Source organism: Mammaliicoccus sp. N-M50 (assembly GCF_022386995.1).
GTDB lineage: Bacteria > Bacillota > Bacilli > Staphylococcales > Staphylococcaceae > Mammaliicoccus > Mammaliicoccus sciuri_A.
The window spans coordinates 437,314-452,786 of record NZ_JAJNJA010000001.1 but is presented as its reverse complement, the minus strand read 5'-3'; the positions used below and the strand labels follow the sequence as shown (position 1 = coordinate 452,786).

General features: G+C 32.0%; 18 protein-coding genes. 12 read left to right on the top strand and 6 right to left on the bottom strand.

Annotated elements, in window-relative coordinates; genetic code table 11:
* Positions 1-22 precede the first annotated feature (22 nt).
* Entirely contained in the window at positions 23-976 is a 954-nt protein-coding gene (gene ctaG / locus LQ622_RS02280) for a cytochrome c oxidase assembly factor CtaG (protein ID WP_037587461.1), read from the top strand.
* 11 nt (positions 977-987) lie between these two features.
* Entirely contained in the window at positions 988-1,449 is a 462-nt protein-coding gene (locus tag LQ622_RS02275; protein WP_037587463.1) for a DUF420 domain-containing protein, read from the top strand.
* 51 nt (positions 1,450-1,500) lie between these two features.
* Here the strand turns inward: LQ622_RS02275 and ytvI are convergent, their stop codons facing one another.
* Both ytvI and LQ622_RS02265 read right to left on the bottom strand, forming a co-directional pair.
* Positions 1,501-2,547 carry a sporulation integral membrane protein YtvI gene (gene ytvI, locus LQ622_RS02270; protein WP_239774660.1) on the bottom strand — a complete coding sequence of 349 codons (1,047 nt, stop codon included), beginning with the start codon at positions 2,545-2,547 and terminating at the stop codon, positions 1,501-1,503.
* Positions 2,548-2,627: 80 nt separating this feature from the next.
* Positions 2,628-2,999 (bottom strand): YugN family protein, encoded by a 372-nt coding sequence (locus LQ622_RS02265; protein ID WP_239774659.1) that lies wholly within the window; start codon positions 2,997-2,999, stop codon positions 2,628-2,630.
* 168 nt (positions 3,000-3,167) lie between these two features.
* Between LQ622_RS02265 and LQ622_RS02260 the strand changes: the two genes are divergently transcribed.
* On the top strand, positions 3,168-4,235 hold the full coding sequence (locus tag LQ622_RS02260; protein ID WP_191836202.1) for a CAP-associated domain-containing protein: 1,068 nt from the start codon (positions 3,168-3,170) through the stop codon (positions 4,233-4,235).
* Positions 4,236-4,249: 14 nt separating this feature from the next.
* Entirely contained in the window at positions 4,250-4,690 is a 441-nt protein-coding gene (locus tag LQ622_RS02255) for a YlbF/YmcA family competence regulator (RefSeq protein ID WP_037587470.1), read from the top strand.
* A 50-nt stretch (positions 4,691-4,740) separates the two neighbouring features.
* Here the strand turns inward: LQ622_RS02255 and LQ622_RS02250 are convergent, their stop codons facing one another.
* A complete protein-coding gene (locus tag LQ622_RS02250) occupies positions 4,741-5,655 on the bottom strand; it encodes a glycerophosphodiester phosphodiesterase family protein (RefSeq protein ID WP_239774658.1) in 915 nt (304 codons plus the stop codon).
* A 158-nt stretch (positions 5,656-5,813) separates the two neighbouring features.
* Here LQ622_RS02250 and LQ622_RS02245 point away from each other — a divergent pair, with 158 nt between their 5' ends.
* Entirely contained in the window at positions 5,814-6,080 is a 267-nt protein-coding gene (locus tag LQ622_RS02245; RefSeq protein WP_037587474.1) for a DUF2129 domain-containing protein, read from the top strand.
* On the opposite strand, the gene LQ622_RS02240 is transcribed toward LQ622_RS02245, so the two are convergent.
* On the bottom strand, positions 6,081-6,470 hold the full coding sequence (locus tag LQ622_RS02240) for a DUF7147 family protein (RefSeq protein ID WP_239762507.1): 390 nt from the start codon (positions 6,468-6,470) through the stop codon (positions 6,081-6,083).
* 81 nt (positions 6,471-6,551) lie between these two features.
* Here LQ622_RS02240 and rsmD point away from each other — a divergent pair, with 81 nt between their 5' ends.
* Both rsmD and coaD read left to right on the top strand, forming a co-directional pair.
* On the top strand, positions 6,552-7,106 hold the full coding sequence (rsmD, locus tag LQ622_RS02235) for a 16S rRNA (guanine(966)-N(2))-methyltransferase RsmD (protein WP_037587475.1): 555 nt from the start codon (positions 6,552-6,554) through the stop codon (positions 7,104-7,106).
* Positions 7,099-7,593, top strand: coding sequence for a pantetheine-phosphate adenylyltransferase (gene coaD, locus LQ622_RS02230; protein ID WP_037587476.1), 495 nt, complete (start codon positions 7,099-7,101; stop codon positions 7,591-7,593). Before rsmD ends, coaD begins: the two co-directional genes overlap by 8 nt.
* Before the next feature lie 19 nt (positions 7,594-7,612).
* Here coaD and LQ622_RS02225 read toward each other — a convergent pair whose 3' ends face one another.
* Positions 7,613-8,758: a nucleotidyltransferase gene (locus LQ622_RS02225; RefSeq protein ID WP_239762318.1), complete on the bottom strand. Its 1,146-nt coding sequence runs from the start codon at positions 8,756-8,758 to the stop codon at positions 7,613-7,615.
* Positions 8,759-8,883: 125 nt separating this feature from the next.
* Here LQ622_RS02225 and LQ622_RS02220 point away from each other — a divergent pair, with 125 nt between their 5' ends.
* From LQ622_RS02220 to pheT, 5 genes are all read left to right on the top strand, one after another.
* Complete coding sequence (locus tag LQ622_RS02220; protein ID WP_239774657.1) at positions 8,884-9,426, top strand: YceD family protein; 543 nt, start codon at positions 8,884-8,886, stop codon at positions 9,424-9,426.
* A gap of 38 nt (positions 9,427-9,464) precedes the next feature.
* Positions 9,465-9,638 carry a 50S ribosomal protein L32 gene (rpmF, locus tag LQ622_RS02215; RefSeq protein ID WP_025904638.1) on the top strand — a complete coding sequence of 58 codons (174 nt, stop codon included), beginning with the start codon at positions 9,465-9,467 and terminating at the stop codon, positions 9,636-9,638.
* A gap of 122 nt (positions 9,639-9,760) precedes the next feature.
* Entirely contained in the window at positions 9,761-10,501 is a 741-nt protein-coding gene (locus LQ622_RS02210) for a TrmH family RNA methyltransferase (protein ID WP_204255149.1), read from the top strand.
* A gap of 297 nt (positions 10,502-10,798) precedes the next feature.
* Positions 10,799-11,857 carry a phenylalanine--tRNA ligase subunit alpha gene (gene pheS / locus LQ622_RS02205; RefSeq protein ID WP_025904636.1) on the top strand — a complete coding sequence of 353 codons (1,059 nt, stop codon included), beginning with the start codon at positions 10,799-10,801 and terminating at the stop codon, positions 11,855-11,857.
* Positions 11,857-14,262 (top strand): phenylalanine--tRNA ligase subunit beta, encoded by a 2,406-nt coding sequence (pheT, locus tag LQ622_RS02200; RefSeq protein ID WP_239774656.1) that lies wholly within the window; start codon positions 11,857-11,859, stop codon positions 14,260-14,262. The genes pheS and pheT overlap by 1 nt, the downstream gene beginning before the upstream one ends.
* A gap of 175 nt (positions 14,263-14,437) precedes the next feature.
* Here pheT and rnhC read toward each other — a convergent pair whose 3' ends face one another.
* Positions 14,438-15,364, bottom strand: coding sequence for a ribonuclease HIII (rnhC, locus tag LQ622_RS02195; RefSeq protein ID WP_204255152.1), 927 nt, complete (start codon positions 15,362-15,364; stop codon positions 14,438-14,440).
* Positions 15,365-15,473: the final 109 nt, after the last annotated feature.

Genomic DNA, 15,473 nt, shown 5'->3' with positions numbered 1-15,473 from the left:
CTAAGTGGGGAAGTGTAAAGAGATGGGTAACTTAACCTCAATATCTATATTCGGTTTTTGGGCAAACTGGACGCCATTCTTCTTTGTAGGCGTATTGTGTGTAATTATTTTATACTTTTTAATTTGTGGAAAATGGTATAAAGATATACCTGGTGGAAGACCTTTAAGAAAAGGTGAAGCGACACTTTTCGTTATCTTAATGTTAACGATATACTTATTAGAAGGTGGACCTATTGATCTGCTTTCACATATCATATTTAGTTTCCATATGTTGCAAATGGCTTTATTATTTTTAATTGTAGTTCCATTGCTATATTTTGCTATCCCAGAATACATCATCAAATATGTGGAAGAACTACCTGTAATTAATAAGATTGTTCAATTATTTACAAAGCCGATATTAGCAATTTTTCTTTTTAACGGTTTATTCTCTGTATATCATATACCACTTGTGTTAGATACATTAAAACAAGATCTTGTTTTGCATGAGTTATATACGATTATTTTATTCATAAGTGCATGGTTTATGTGGCATCCAATATTTAACAAACATATTCCTGAAGAACTGCACATGAGTAACATTAAGAAAATCTTATATATCTTCTTTATCGGTGTGTTGTTAACACCTTCATGTGGACTTATCATATTTAGCGGTTCTGCAATGTATGAAACATACACGTCAGGTAAAGCATGGCTTGGTGCGATGACTTTATGTGTACCAGCTGATACGTTAAATTCAGTCGTTCAAGGAACAGGTTTATCTGGTCCAGAATACTTTACGAATTTTACACCTTTAGAAGATCAGCAAACAGGTGGTGTCATCATGAAAGTTATGCAAGAAATCGTGTTTGGTATTTATTTATATATCATTTTCATGAGATGGTTTAGATATGAGAGAAAAAATGAAAAGCAAATCACTGAAGATAGCTTGAGAAAATTACAAGAGCAAAAAGCATTATATAATCAATTTAGATAGGATGTATGAAAATGAATTTACCAATTTTACCGACAATAAGTACAACTTTCATCGTATTAAGCGCTATTTTAGTTGCTATCGGATGGTACTTTATTGCACAACGAAAAATTGAAACACACAAAAAGTTTATGATATCTGCAGCAGTTGCGGCAGTTGTGTTCTTTACCATTTATGCTAGTAGAACAGTATTTATTGGAAATACTTCATTTGGTGGACCGGATAATATCAAAATTTATTATACAATTTTCTTGATTTTCCATATAACACTAGCGACTGTCGGGGCAGTGATGGGGATCTATACGATTTATTTAGGTTGGACGAACAAACTGGATAGACACCGTAAATTTGGGCCAGTAACATCTATTATTTGGTTCTGTACAGCTATTACAGGTGTTGCCGTTTATTTATTATTATATGTGTTCTATCATGGTGGCGATACAACATCTATGATAAAAGCAATTTTAGGACATTAAATTAAAACCTCTCAATCCGTATATAATGGGTTGAGAGGTTTTTTGCATATATTATATTTTAAAGTCTGTTTTTATAAGACCAGATTCTAGTATCGTTTTGATAACGATTAAGAATAATGGTCCGATAAAGAATCCAATAAAGCCTAGTAATTTTAAACCGATAAACATGGATATTAAAGTAGGTAGTGGAGATAAACCAACACCTGTACCGAATATTTTAGGTTCTAATATTTTTCTTTGAACGAGTAATATAACAGATAGTATAATCAGTTGAATACCGAGCGTCGGGTCTCCAACTATGTAAGCATAGATTGCCCACGGAATTGTAAAACCTGTTGCACCAACAATCGGTAAGATATCTATAAACCATATAAATAAACTGATGATAAACGCTGATTCTACACCAATGATCAGTAGACCAACGTATGTAAATAACCAAGTTATAAAGCTTAATACGACGGTAGCAGATATCATTCCAATAATAGAATGGCCAATTTTATTGTATATTTTATAAATTTCATGATAAGTCGACGGATATAGATGTTGTTTAATAAATTTATGAATATTTGGTATTTCTAACATAAATAAGAACAATGCTACAAGAAACACTACAAGACTTATTATAAAACCGGGTAAAGAAGATACAACTTCTGTTATATTTTCAACGCTTAAATAATTTGCGATTGAATCTCTTAAAGATGCAACAAAGTTCTGCAGTTCCTTGTTGATTGTAACTGCCATTTCATCTGGTAAAATAGCTTTCATTTTGTCATTGTATTGTTCAATGACAGTGATGAGTATATTAATTTTATTAGGCAAATCTTTAATAAATAGCACAATCTGGTCTATTAATTTTGTTAAAAATAAAAATATAACAAATCCTGTTATCGTAAGGAGTAACGTATAAATAATCGTTACGCTCCATTTCCGGCTTTTAATTTTATGTGTAAGTTTATTAACGAGCGGATTGAGTGCTAATGCGATAACAAGTGCTGTTATTAAAGGTATTGATATCGGTAAAATGAAATAAATAAATAGAATAGATAAAACTATAATGATAAATATGCTTATGTTTCGTTTGTTTATCCATTTTTTCATAATGATGACCTCTTTGCTCATTTATATATAAATAAAGAGACGTGAAATATCACGTCTCTACTCTGTTAGTAATATTTTAATTAATGCGCACCTAATGTATTTAATGCATTAATATCTGATGTGATACGTTCAATTAATAAGTTACAATGTGCAACTAAATTATCTGGGTAAACTTCATCATCTCCGTATTCTACACCTGTTGGATAGTAGTGTTTACCGAGATATGGATCCATTAATTGAATTGTTGCGTTATTGGCACCGATGTCCCCTTTAAGTGCATAACCTGGAATTCTTAAGTAATAGACGCCTTCACGTATTTCATATTTAAAATCATAAGTAATACGCTCATAATCCCAATGTCCTCCAGCAATAAAACCATGTTTATTCATAACATCTTTTAATAGCTCTTGTTCAATGATAACCTTCTCAAGACCTGTATTATCAAATACCATGTATTTTTCCTCCCTCTAAGTACCTTTAAGTTTATTTTATGATAAAAGCGCCAATGTTGCAATGTACATTTATATTTAACAAATATGACAACATTTCGATTGATTTAGGTAAATGTTTTCCTGTAAAATGATATAATTGAATATAGGAATAAATGAGGAGGTAAATAGTTGAAAAATATTATCATAAAAGTTGTAGCAATAACTATTTTAATCATTGTACTCTTTTATTTATTCTATTCACCTAAATTAGAATTTGATGTTTTAAAGAATCCTAACTACTCTCATGATAAAGCAAATGAGAATTATTATGAGCAACAAGCTGAAAAATCAACTGGCAATGCAAAGTTGAAAGAAGGCGTAGGTACATATGTCTATAAAAATATTAAAGAAGTCATAAATGATTTAGGACAACCAGATAGGGTATATAAGGCAGAGCACGGTAGAAAGAATTATGTCTTTAAAAATAAAGAGCACTATTATTTAATATCTACTAAAAATGATAAAGTCTCTTCAGTATTTGCTACAGGAAATAAAGTGAATGTTTCACCAATTAAAATGAAACAAGATGCAACAAAGATTTTTAATGGTACAAATATAGATATGGAACCAGTTGTTGAAAGTGCATATGGAAAATATCAATTAGAATTATCTGAACGTGATATCAAGACACAATTACTGATTAAATACGGTAATGTTTATGCGCAAGTCTTAATTGATAGTGAAACAAATGAAGTGATGGGCGTACAATTTATGGATTCAGATGCTGTTATTGAGCATGCACCATTTTCAATGACTAAGATAAATAATGACAAAGGTCAAGATTTAAAGAGAACAGACAAACAAGACTTCCAAGCTCATATAAATAAAGATTTATCACTTCTTGAAATCGTAAATGAAATTAGAGAAATGAAAGATGTCAAACCATTACAGATTAATGATCAACTTACGTATATAACACAAATGGAAGCAGATTTAATTGAAGATGATATCGATGAGGAAGAGGCAGTTAAATCTCTAGAAGATGGCATCACAAAACATATCAATAATCAAAAGATTGAATATGAGTCCATTAACCAAAATTTAGCATACAATTTCTATGATGTACCAACACTTATCAATAGCTGGTTAAACAACAACACGTATCGAGAAAAGTTATTAGGTAGTCAATATGATGAATTTGGTGCTGGTAATTCTCGCGAATACTATTCACTTGTTTTCAAAGAAAATAAAGAATAAGGGGGAATCATATTATGTTTACTGCAGAAACAGTTGATATACTTGATCAATCAGACGAACTAAGTGCATGTATTAAAGATTCATATATTTATCAAGAATACATCGAAGCAAAACATCAACTTGAAACAAATTTTGAAGTTAAAATATTAAGACAAAAATTTGATCAAATAAAATCACATTATGATGATTGTTTAAGATTTGGCAGATATCATCCTGATTACAGTAGAGTTATGAAAGAAACAAGACAACAAAAGAGAGCATATGAAATGCATCCAGTTGTTTCTGAATTTAAGACTAAAGAAACTGCTTTACAAGATTTATTAGATGAAGTGATTAGCATTGTTTCTTATTCAGTTTCAAGCAATGTTAAAGTGGATACAGGTAATCCATTCTTTAGTAGTGAGTCACATGGTGGTGGTTGTTCTACTGGTGGTTCTTGTGGATGTTCAACATAACATAAAAAAAGCTTTCCATTTGTCATTTGACAGATGGAAAGCTTTTTAAATTAGTATTGTTTTTTAATTAAGAAGTGTGCAGTATCTGGTCGATCAGTTACAATCGTATGTGCACCTTTTTGAATTAAATCATCCATTGTATCGATTTGGTTTACAACCCAATAAGCAACAGATATATTAAGTGATGTTAAAAATTGAATGAAACCTTCTGAGTCTAAAGGAAGCCCTTTAGCTTGTATTGGAATTTGGAATGTATCGGATTTAGGTTGATACGTATGACCATATCCTGATTGATAAGCTATGAAAGCTTTAGCTACTTCGCTTTGACCTGTACCTAATGCAATTGAATCTTGAGCATATAAATTAAAGCGATCAATTTGTTCATCATAGAAACTTGTAATATTAACACGATCCTCAGCTTTAAGTTCTGTAATTAAACGATATAAGTGTGATGGTGCTAAACTACCACTATATGATTCAGGATGGTCTTTAATATCTATATTTACTAAGACATCTGGATATTCAGTTAATAACTCTTTTAAAGTGACGATTTTAGCTTTGGCATCTCCTCTATAAGGATGCTGGTTATTAATATCTTTGAAGTGGTATCCGAAATCTAATTGGCGTAGTTCTTCTAATGTATGATCACCTACATACCCTGAACCGTTACTAGTACGATCGACTGTGTTGTCATGTGTTACAACAAGTACTTCATCTTTAGTAAGTCGAACATCTACTTCAAATCCAGTTACTTCGTATTTTAATGCATGATCAAAAGCTAAGCGTGTATGTTCTGGTCTTAACGCCATGCCTCCACGATGAGCGAATACATAAGGAGCTGGTTGTGTAAAGAATGGTTTAATCGTACGTGGTTTAACGTTTGATGTTGCTTTTGTCACAATCCAAGAACCCGCAACAATGCCTCCGATAAGACCTGTTGTTTTTAATAAATTAATTTTTGACATGTTATCCTATCCTTTCGAAATGCAAATAAAGACTTATATATATTCTATCAAATTGATTTAAGATAAGAAAGCAAGTCACATGTGCTTGGAGTTATCTTCTTTCATCATTTTATAGAAAGTGCTAATATAAAAATAAAAAGCGTTAGGAGGTTATTTTGATGGAATTAGTAGAACGAATCAGTATTGTCGTATATTTAAAGAATATGAAACACGAACGACAATTACGCAAGTTTGGTAATATATACTTTGCACATAGAAAAGAACAATACGTCATGTTATATACAAATGAAGATAAAATAGACGATACTGTTCAACATTTAATGAAACTAAAATATGTTAAAGATGTAAAAGTTTCACCATTTAAATATGTTAAAAGAGATTACTCTAATTCAAATACGGACAAAAAAGAGTATTTAAACTTTTAACTATTGAAGCGGAGGCAAGTATCTTTCAAGTCTTAATACACCTTTTAAATAGGCGAAGTAAAGTTCATCTTCAGCGAAATCAGCACGTGATTTAACATCAAGACCTTTAACTTGTATGTGATATGCATTAGCCCATTCATTGATTAAATCGAATTTTTTATTTGAGTCAGGGTAAGGATATTTAATACCTTCCATTATCATGTAAATCGCTTGAAAATGTTGACCTTTAGTAGGCTTCATAATGATACAAGCTGAAGATAGTTTCTCCTTAGATAATGGTGTATGTAACATAATAATGTCAGAAATACGTTCATGGTTATATTCGATTAACGTTTGAAATTCAAATAAATCAGTTTGGCCATGACCGATGACGATAAATGATTGTTTCATTTTTATAAACCTCGTTTTCGTTTAAATACTATATGGATAAGTATAAATAATAATTAATAATAAAGAAAGTGATGATTAACATTGAGAGTAATAGGTGGGAAATACAAGAGACTTCATATAAAAACAATAGATGGTCAATCAACGAGACCGACTACAGATAAAGTGAAAGAAAATATCTTTAATGGCCTTCAAGAATTAGAAGGTATCGGGTTAGATTTGTTTGCTGGTAGTGGTGGACTTGGTATCGAAGGATTGTCTAGAGGTTTAGATAAAGTGATTTTTGTGGACGGTAATTTCAAAGCAACTAAAATGATAAAAGAAAATTTAAATACATTACATATACCTGAAACTCAATACGAAGTTTATAAAAATGATGCAATTAGAGCGTTAAAAGCTTTAAATAAACGCGATATTAAGTTTGATTATATATTTCTAGATCCACCTTATAGAAAATCGCTCATAGATCAATCATTAGAAAAAATTCAAGCGTTTGACTTATTAAATGTAAATGGTACAATAATTTGCGAATTTGATAAAAGTGAAGACATAGATACGGGTGCGTTCAAAGTTCTTAAAAAGTATGAATATGGACTGACGCATGTTATGTTGCTAACAAAAGGAGAAGACAATGACTAAGAGAATAGCAGTTGTTCCAGGTAGCTTTGATCCAATAACATTAGGACATATTGATATTATTAAGCGTAGTGCAAAAATATTTGATGAGATTCATGTTTCTGTATTGAAAAATGGTTCTAAAAAAGGCTTATTTAGTACAGAAGAGCGTGTTGAATTAATTAAAGAAGCGGTACAAGATGTACCAAATATAGTGGTGCATTCATTTCATGGGTTACTTGTAGACTTTTGCAAAGAAATAAATGCTAACACGATTGTAAGAGGGTTAAGAGCTGTTAGCGACTTTGAGTATGAAATGCAATTGACATCTATGAATAAAAAACTAGATGACGACATTGAAACATTATATATGATGACAAATAATCATTATTCATTTATAAGTTCAAGTGTTGTGAAAGAAGTTGCACAATTTGACGGCGATATTTCGGAATTTGTTCCTGAAAATGTGAATAAAGCATTGAAAGAAAAAATAAAAAATAAAGAATCATAATAAAAAACGCATGCATATGTCATGCGTTTTTTATTATGACTGGTTTATTAAAATCAGTATCAGAATCACCTGAAATATATTGATATAAATCTGTTGCTTTAATTTCATTAGTGAAGTGAGCAGCTGTTTGTTTATTTACATTTGTAACGATAGGTAACGGACATGATTCTTTAATAGATTTTAAATATGCTTGTCCTTTTTTAGACATTGCAAGTACACGTATGGCAGTTGGATTATATTCAGAAACTTGTTCATTCGAAACGTTTAACAAAATTGCGGTTAACAAGCGTTGTATTCTTGTCCACGTATATCGCTTAGATTTGAGCTTTTGTACAAACATTTCAAAGTTCGTACTTTCTTTAATTTCTTTTTTAACTTTATATTCTAATCCTTCAGTCATCATATATATGTCTTGCAATTCTTCATGGGTAGCTCTTAATATTGTCCATTTTAATAATGGGAAAAAGTGATCCCAGTTAACTGCATGAGCGTGCTTTAATATATTTGAACTTGTTATCGGTAAACTTAATTGATATGTATCGTCCTGTCTAAAATAGGCGTTACGTATAGAAGTTGCACTTGAAATGTGTGTTGTTTCGTTTAAATGAGCATCTAAATACATATTATCTTTTCTTTGAATCGTTGTTGGTTCTATTGCTAAGTTATGCTGCATGATATGTTTCACATATTCAATTGCGAGTAAATTATTTGAACCTTTAAGCATTTGATTATGAGGTATTAATTCTGAAATAATTCTCGGGTGTGATTTTCCTTCTTTCAACATTTGTTTGTATTTTTCACTTTTAGATACTTGTTCTATTTCTTTAATGACATGTTTAATATCGTCAATATTTCCAGATTCGCTTCCAAAAGATAATGTGTCACATCCAAGTTGTTCTGCTATTTGAACGCTGCCTTTAGCAAATAAATCACCAGATGATATGGCATATACAAGGGGCAATTCAATAACTAAATCTACATATTGAATGGCCATTTCGGCACGCTTAAACTTACTTAAAATTGCTGGTTCTCCACGCATTGTAAAAGAACCACTCATAATAGAAATAGCAACATCACTTTTTGTTAATTTTCTAGAAGATTCTGCGTGATATACATGCCCATTATGAAATGGATTATATTCTGTTATTAAAGCAACACTTTTCATTTGCATTTCCTCCCATTTCACTTCATCATAAGTATTGTATCAGATAATGAATGTTAAGAAAAAATCTTGACAAACATTGTCGTTAAGGTTACAATAATTTTTGTGTTTGTAAGAGGTGAACCCAGATGAAGTGGTCAATAACACAACTTAAAAAATACCAAAACGAACCATTTACTTTTGATAAAGAAATCGATATGAAATACCTTATTGATAGGGTAGATGAACTTATCGATATATCTCCAATAAAAGTAACAGGAGACGTTCAAGTGCGAATGCATGAGATAATTGTCAATCTTGACATTAATGGTGTATTGACGTTACCATGTGCCCGTACTTTAAAGCCAGTAGAGCTACCATTTGATACTACATCAGTAGAAATATTTGAGCTAGATGAATTCAGTGAAAATAATAATTATGATGACGAATTGAGACATAAACTCGAAGGCGGCATGATTAATTTATTACCAATCATTGAAGAACTTGTTATTTTAGAGAAACCGTTACAAGTATTCTCTGAAGGTAGCGAAGATATTTCAATGGCAGGCGATGGTTGGGAAGTTATTGGCGAAGATCAAATTGAGTCAACCGAAGATTCAGAACAAGAAACTGAAAAGAAAGTTGATCCAAGACTTCAAAAATTACAACAATTCTTCGATGACGAAAAATAATCGGAAAAGTGTTTATAAAATTTAAGGAGGAATAAGACATGGCAGTTCCAGCTAGAAGAACTTCAAAAACAGCTAAAAGAAAACGTCGTACGCATTTCAAAATCTCAGTACCAGGTATGGTAGAATGTTCAAACTGTGGAGAAATGAAATTATCTCACCGTGTATGTAAAGCATGTGGATCATACAAAGGTAAAGAAGTCGTTTCTAAATAATAATTAATATTTAAACACCTAAACTAAGGTGCTTAAGACTGTCATCAATGTCTTTGACTTTGTTGGCAGTCTTTTTTCGTATATAATATTTTTATATCACAATGAGAAGATGAGGCGTTACTATGGAAGAAATTACTTCAGTTCAAAATAATAAAATTAAACAAATGAATAAATTAAAAAAGAAAAAAGAACGTGTTAAACAAGGTCAATTTCTGATTGAAGGTTTTCATTTAATCGAAGAAGCTTATCATAGTCAACTGACTATCGTTACATTATTAGCAGTAGATTATGCAAGAGTTGATGAGAAAATTGTTGAATATGCAAAGGAAGCATATGTCATTAATTTTAAAGTAGCAGAATCATTATCAGACACAACGACACCTCAAGGTATATTTGCGGTTGTCGACATGCCTACATATGAAACGAGTAATTTTAAACAAGTCCTTGTATTAGATAGAGTACAAGATCCAGGCAATATGGGTGCATTGATTCGTAACGCTGATGCTGCAGGTATGGACGCTGTTATTTATTCAAAAGGAAGTGCTGATCCATATCAAGATAAAGTATTACGTGCTTCACAAGGTAGTGTCTTTCATTTACCAGTTGTTGAGCAAGATATATTTGAATTTATGGAACAATTTGATGGCGAAACTTATGGAACAAGTCTTCAAAATGCAGTTGAATATCGAGAAGTCGAAAGCCATTCAAACTTTGCATTAATTATGGGTAATGAAGGTGCAGGTGTTGATCCAGCGATACTCGAACAAACGACTAAGAATCTTCATATACCGCTATATGGCAAAGCTGAAAGTTTAAATGTAGCTGTATCTTGTGGTATCTTGCTTTATCATTTGAAAGGTTGACCAATTATATAATATTTAATATAATGATTTCATAATCAATATGAGCTTACAAAAGGACGTAAATTAATGTTTACACATGACAAGGGAATGGATTCGAGACTGAAAAATCCTATGTTGTAACTTAATTTTTTTCATCTTTTTAGCTACTTAAAGAAATTTAAGTCGGAATGTAGATCCGTTATCAACATATAAGTGTATGCATAACTATGTATAAATTTGGGTGGTACCACGGAAGACTTCGTCCCTCTATATTTGAGGAGGCGGAGTCTTTTTTTCGACCAAAATAGGAGGATATATATGTCATTACGAGAAAAGTTATCTGAATTAAGACAAGATGCGCTTGTAAGAATTAATGAAGCAAAAGCAGAAAGATCATTACAAGACGTGAAAGTAAATTATTTAGGTAAAAAAGGCGTTATTACAGGCCTTATGAAAGAAATGAAAGAATTACCTAAAGAAGAAAGACCAGAATTCGGTCAACTTGTGAACGAAGTACGTAAAGCTGTTGAGAAAGAAATCGAAGCTAAACAAGTACTTTTAGAAGAGGAAGCATTAAACCAACAATTAGAGAATGAAACAATCGATGTAACGTTACCTGGTAGAAAAGTAAGTTTAGGTGCGAAACATCCACTAACTAAAATCAATGAAGATTTAGAAGATTTATTTATTGGTTTAGGTTATGAAATCGTTGAAGGTTATGAAGTAGAGTCTGACTATTATAACTTTGAAGCACTTAATTTACCAAAGTCTCATCCAGCACGTGATATGCAAGATACTTTTTATATTTCAGAAGAAATCTTAATGCGTACTCATACATCTCCTGTACAAGCGAGAACTTTAGAAAAACGTAATGGTGTTGGACCAGTTAAAATTATCTGTCCAGGTAAAGTTTACCGTAGAGACTCTGATGATGCGACGCACAGTCATCAATTTACGCAAATTGAAGGTTTAGTCGTAGCTGAAAATATCAAGATGAGTGACTTAAAAGGAACATTAGAATTATTAGCACGTAAATTATTTGGTAAAGATCGTGAAATTAGATTAAGACCAAGTTTCTTCCCATTCACTGAACCATCAGTTGAAGTAGATGTGTCATGTTTCAAATGTAAAGGTAAAGGATGTAACGTTTGTAAACAAACAGGTTGGATAGAAGTTCTTGGTTCAGGAATGGTACATCCAAATGTATTAGAAATGGCTGGCTTTGATTCAAATAAATATTCTGGATTTGCTTTTGGTTTAGGACCAGACAGAATGGCAATGTTGAAATATGGAATTGAAGATATTAGACATTTCTATACAAACGACGTGAGATTTTTAGAACAATTTAAGCCTGTAGAAGATGGTGGTGAAGCATAATGTTAGTAAGTAAAGAGTGGTTAAGTGAATATATAAATATAGATGCTAATACTGAAGATTTAGCTGAAAAAATTACAAGAAGTGGTATTGAAGTTGATAGTGTTACACATTATGGAGACGATATTAAAAAATTAGTAGTTGGACATGTGCTTTCTAAAGAGAAACATCCAGAAGCAGATAAACTGAATATTTGTAAAGTGGATGTTGGTGAAGAAGAACCCGTACAAATCGTTTGTGGTGCACCAAATGTAGATAAAGATCAATATGTCATCGTTGTAAGAGTAGGTGGTCGTTTACCTGGTGGCGTTAAAATTAAAAGAGCTAAATTACGCGGTGAAGTATCAGAAGGTATGATTTGTTCGTTACAAGAAATAGGTATTGATCCAAATGTGATGCCTAAAAAATATGCAGATGGCATTTACGTCTTCTCAAACGAACCAACGCCTGGTAGTGATGCACTAGAAGCATTATTATTAAATGACGATGTATTAGACTTTGATTTGACACCAAATAGAGCAGACTGTTTAAGTATGCTTGGTGCTGCGCATGAAGTGAGTGCATTATATGGCAATGACATACAATACCCAAATACTTCTTTAGATGAATCTGAAGAAAAAGCTAGTGAATCATTATCAGTGACTGTTCAAGATCAAGAAGGTGTTCCATTCTATGCAGCTAGAGTTGTTAAAAATGTAACAATTGAACCATCTCCATCATGGATGCAGTCTAGATTAATGAAAGCTGGCATCCGTCCAATTAACAACGTGGTAGATGTTTCGAATTACGTACTTTTAGAGTACGGTCAACCGTTACACATGTTTGATCAAGACAAAATTGGTTCAGATCAAATTGTTGCACGTTACGCACATGAAAATGAAAAAATCACGACATTAGATAATGTTGAGAGAGAACTACTTACTTCAGACCTTGTTATTACAAATGGTGAAGAACCAATTGCAATCGCTGGTGTAATGGGTGGCGATTTCTCAGAAGTTACAGAAAACACTCAAAATGTCGTAATCGAAAGTGCATTATTTAATGCCACAAATGTTAGACAAACATCAAGACGATTAGGCTTAAGAAGTGAAGCTTCAAGCAGATTCGAAAAAGGTATTGCGAGTGAAAGAGTACTCGATGCTTTAGATAGAGCAGCAAAATTATTACAAGATATTGCTGGTGGAACTGTGTTAAGTGAAGTTGTATCAGACGGTACTTTACCAGAATTGTCTCGTACGATAGACATTACAACACAAGATGTTAACCAATTAATCGGTTTCGATCTTTCTACAAATGAAATTAATACAATATTTAATCGTTTAGGATTTAAAACGATTGTCTCTGAAGATGCCTTTAAAGTAGAAGTGCCATCAAGAAGAAATGATATTTCGATTAAAGCAGACTTAATCGAAGAGGTTGCGCGTATTTACGGATATGATCAATTACCTTCGACATTACCAAACTTTGATAATGCAACTGCCGGCTACTTAACAGATAACCAATTGAAGACACGAAAAGTTAAAGAAATTCTTGAAGGTGCTGGTTTAGATCAAGCGATTACGTATTCATTAGTTCGTAAAGATGTTGCTCAAAACTATACTTTAGAACAACAAGAAGTTGTAGAACTTATGATGCCTATGAGTGAAGATCAAGCTGTATTACGTCAAAGTTTATTACCTAGATTAGTTGATGCTACACGTTATAATGTTGCACGTAAGAATAAAAACGTTGCATTATATGAACTTGGTAAAGTGTTCTATAGTAACGGAAAAGATCAATTACCAACAGAAGTTGAATTTTTAAGTGGTATATTAACCGGACAATATACAGGTAATAAATGGCAACAAAAAGATGAACCTGTTGATTTCTTCTTAGTGAAAGGTATAGTAGAACGTATTGCAGAACAATTAAACTTAACGTTCACTTATGAAGCGACGACATTAGACTTATTACATCCAGGTAGAACAGCGTACGTTAAATTAAATGATGAAGTTGTTGGTTTAATAGCAGAATTACATCCGAAAGTTGAAAAAGAAAATGACTTAGACCGCACTTATGTGTTTGAGTTAAACTTCACAAAAATCTTAGGACAACCTGTTGGCAAAATTGAATACGAAGCTATTCCAAAATTCCCAGGAGTTTCAAGAGATATTGCACTTGTTGTTAACACAGAAGTTACGGCAGCTACACTTATTCATACAATTAATGAAAATGGTGCAGATATATTAAATAACGCAGAAGTATTTGACGTATACGAAGGCGAACATATGGAACCAGGCAAGAAATCGGTCGCAATTCGCTTAGATTATTTAGACGTTAATGAAACATTGACAGAAGATAAAGTTTCAGCAATTCACGAGCAGATCTTAACAGCATTAGAACAAAATGGTGCGACATTAAGAGCATAAGATATATAAATAAAAAACACAGCAATCTGAAGGTTCATATCAGCTTGCTGTGTTTTTATATTATTTTTTTCGTTTGTTTGTTGAATTGGTCAGTTGTTTACCGATAAACCAAATTAAATAGCAAATAATGATTAGGGCAAGTATGACTTGCCAACTGAAAGTGATAAGTAACATATTAATTTCTCCTTTTTCGATTAATAAGGTCTAATACTTTATCTCTATTTTTAAAATGTGTTTTCGTAATGTTATCTAACTGTTGCATGTCATATTTTTGGACGATTTTTGCTGCTTCTAGATCTACTTTATTACTTGCGCCTTTAGGAATAATGACATTTAAAGATTTTGCTAATTGATCCATGTGTTTAACAAAAGCATATCTTGCGATAATACTTGCTGCAGCAATTGCGATAGATTTTGATTCACCTTTTGTTTCAAAGTGTGTAATGTCTTTTCGTGGCATTTGACCAATGATGTATCGTTCATAAGTGCTTGCTTGCACAAACTGGTCAATCACAATTTGTTCTAATTCTTGTTCGTCGATTCGTGAGATGACATTTTTAATCGCTTGATTGTGAAGGACTGCTTTCATTTTAACTTGACTCCAACCTTCTGCTTGCTTTGTATTGTAGTTGGGATTATCAAGTACAATTAGAGAATGAGGGCATATTTGTATAATTTGTTCAGCTAGTTCTACAATTTTAGGATCAGTTAAAGACTTGGAGTCCATTACACCAATTTCTTTTAATATTTTAGCGTTTTGTTTAGATACGTATGCTGCACATACTGTAAGTGGGCCAAAATAATCGCCACTTCCTGCTTCATCACTACCAATTGTATTATGTATATCAAATTCATATTTTTTTGTAGCTGGCGTTGCTTTAGATGGTGATGACGTTATGTTTTGATTAAGTACTTCACTTGCTACTTGTTCTGCATCTTTACCTTGAAACATTATTTTTTTTGAACGGTATATTTGGACTTGTGTACTTTTTATTTTCTTGCGGGCTAAAGTGCCAGTTGGTAAGTTCTTTGTTTCCATATTATATTGTTTTATAAGTTGATTGATTGTATTGGAGTCAATTGTTTTTACGATGTTTGCCACTTTTAAGTCCTGCCTTTTTAATTTTTTCTATAAATAGAGTAGCATAAATTTATGATATAAACGAATTTTCTCAAATCAAGTTGGTGGATATTCATACACAAATGAACTT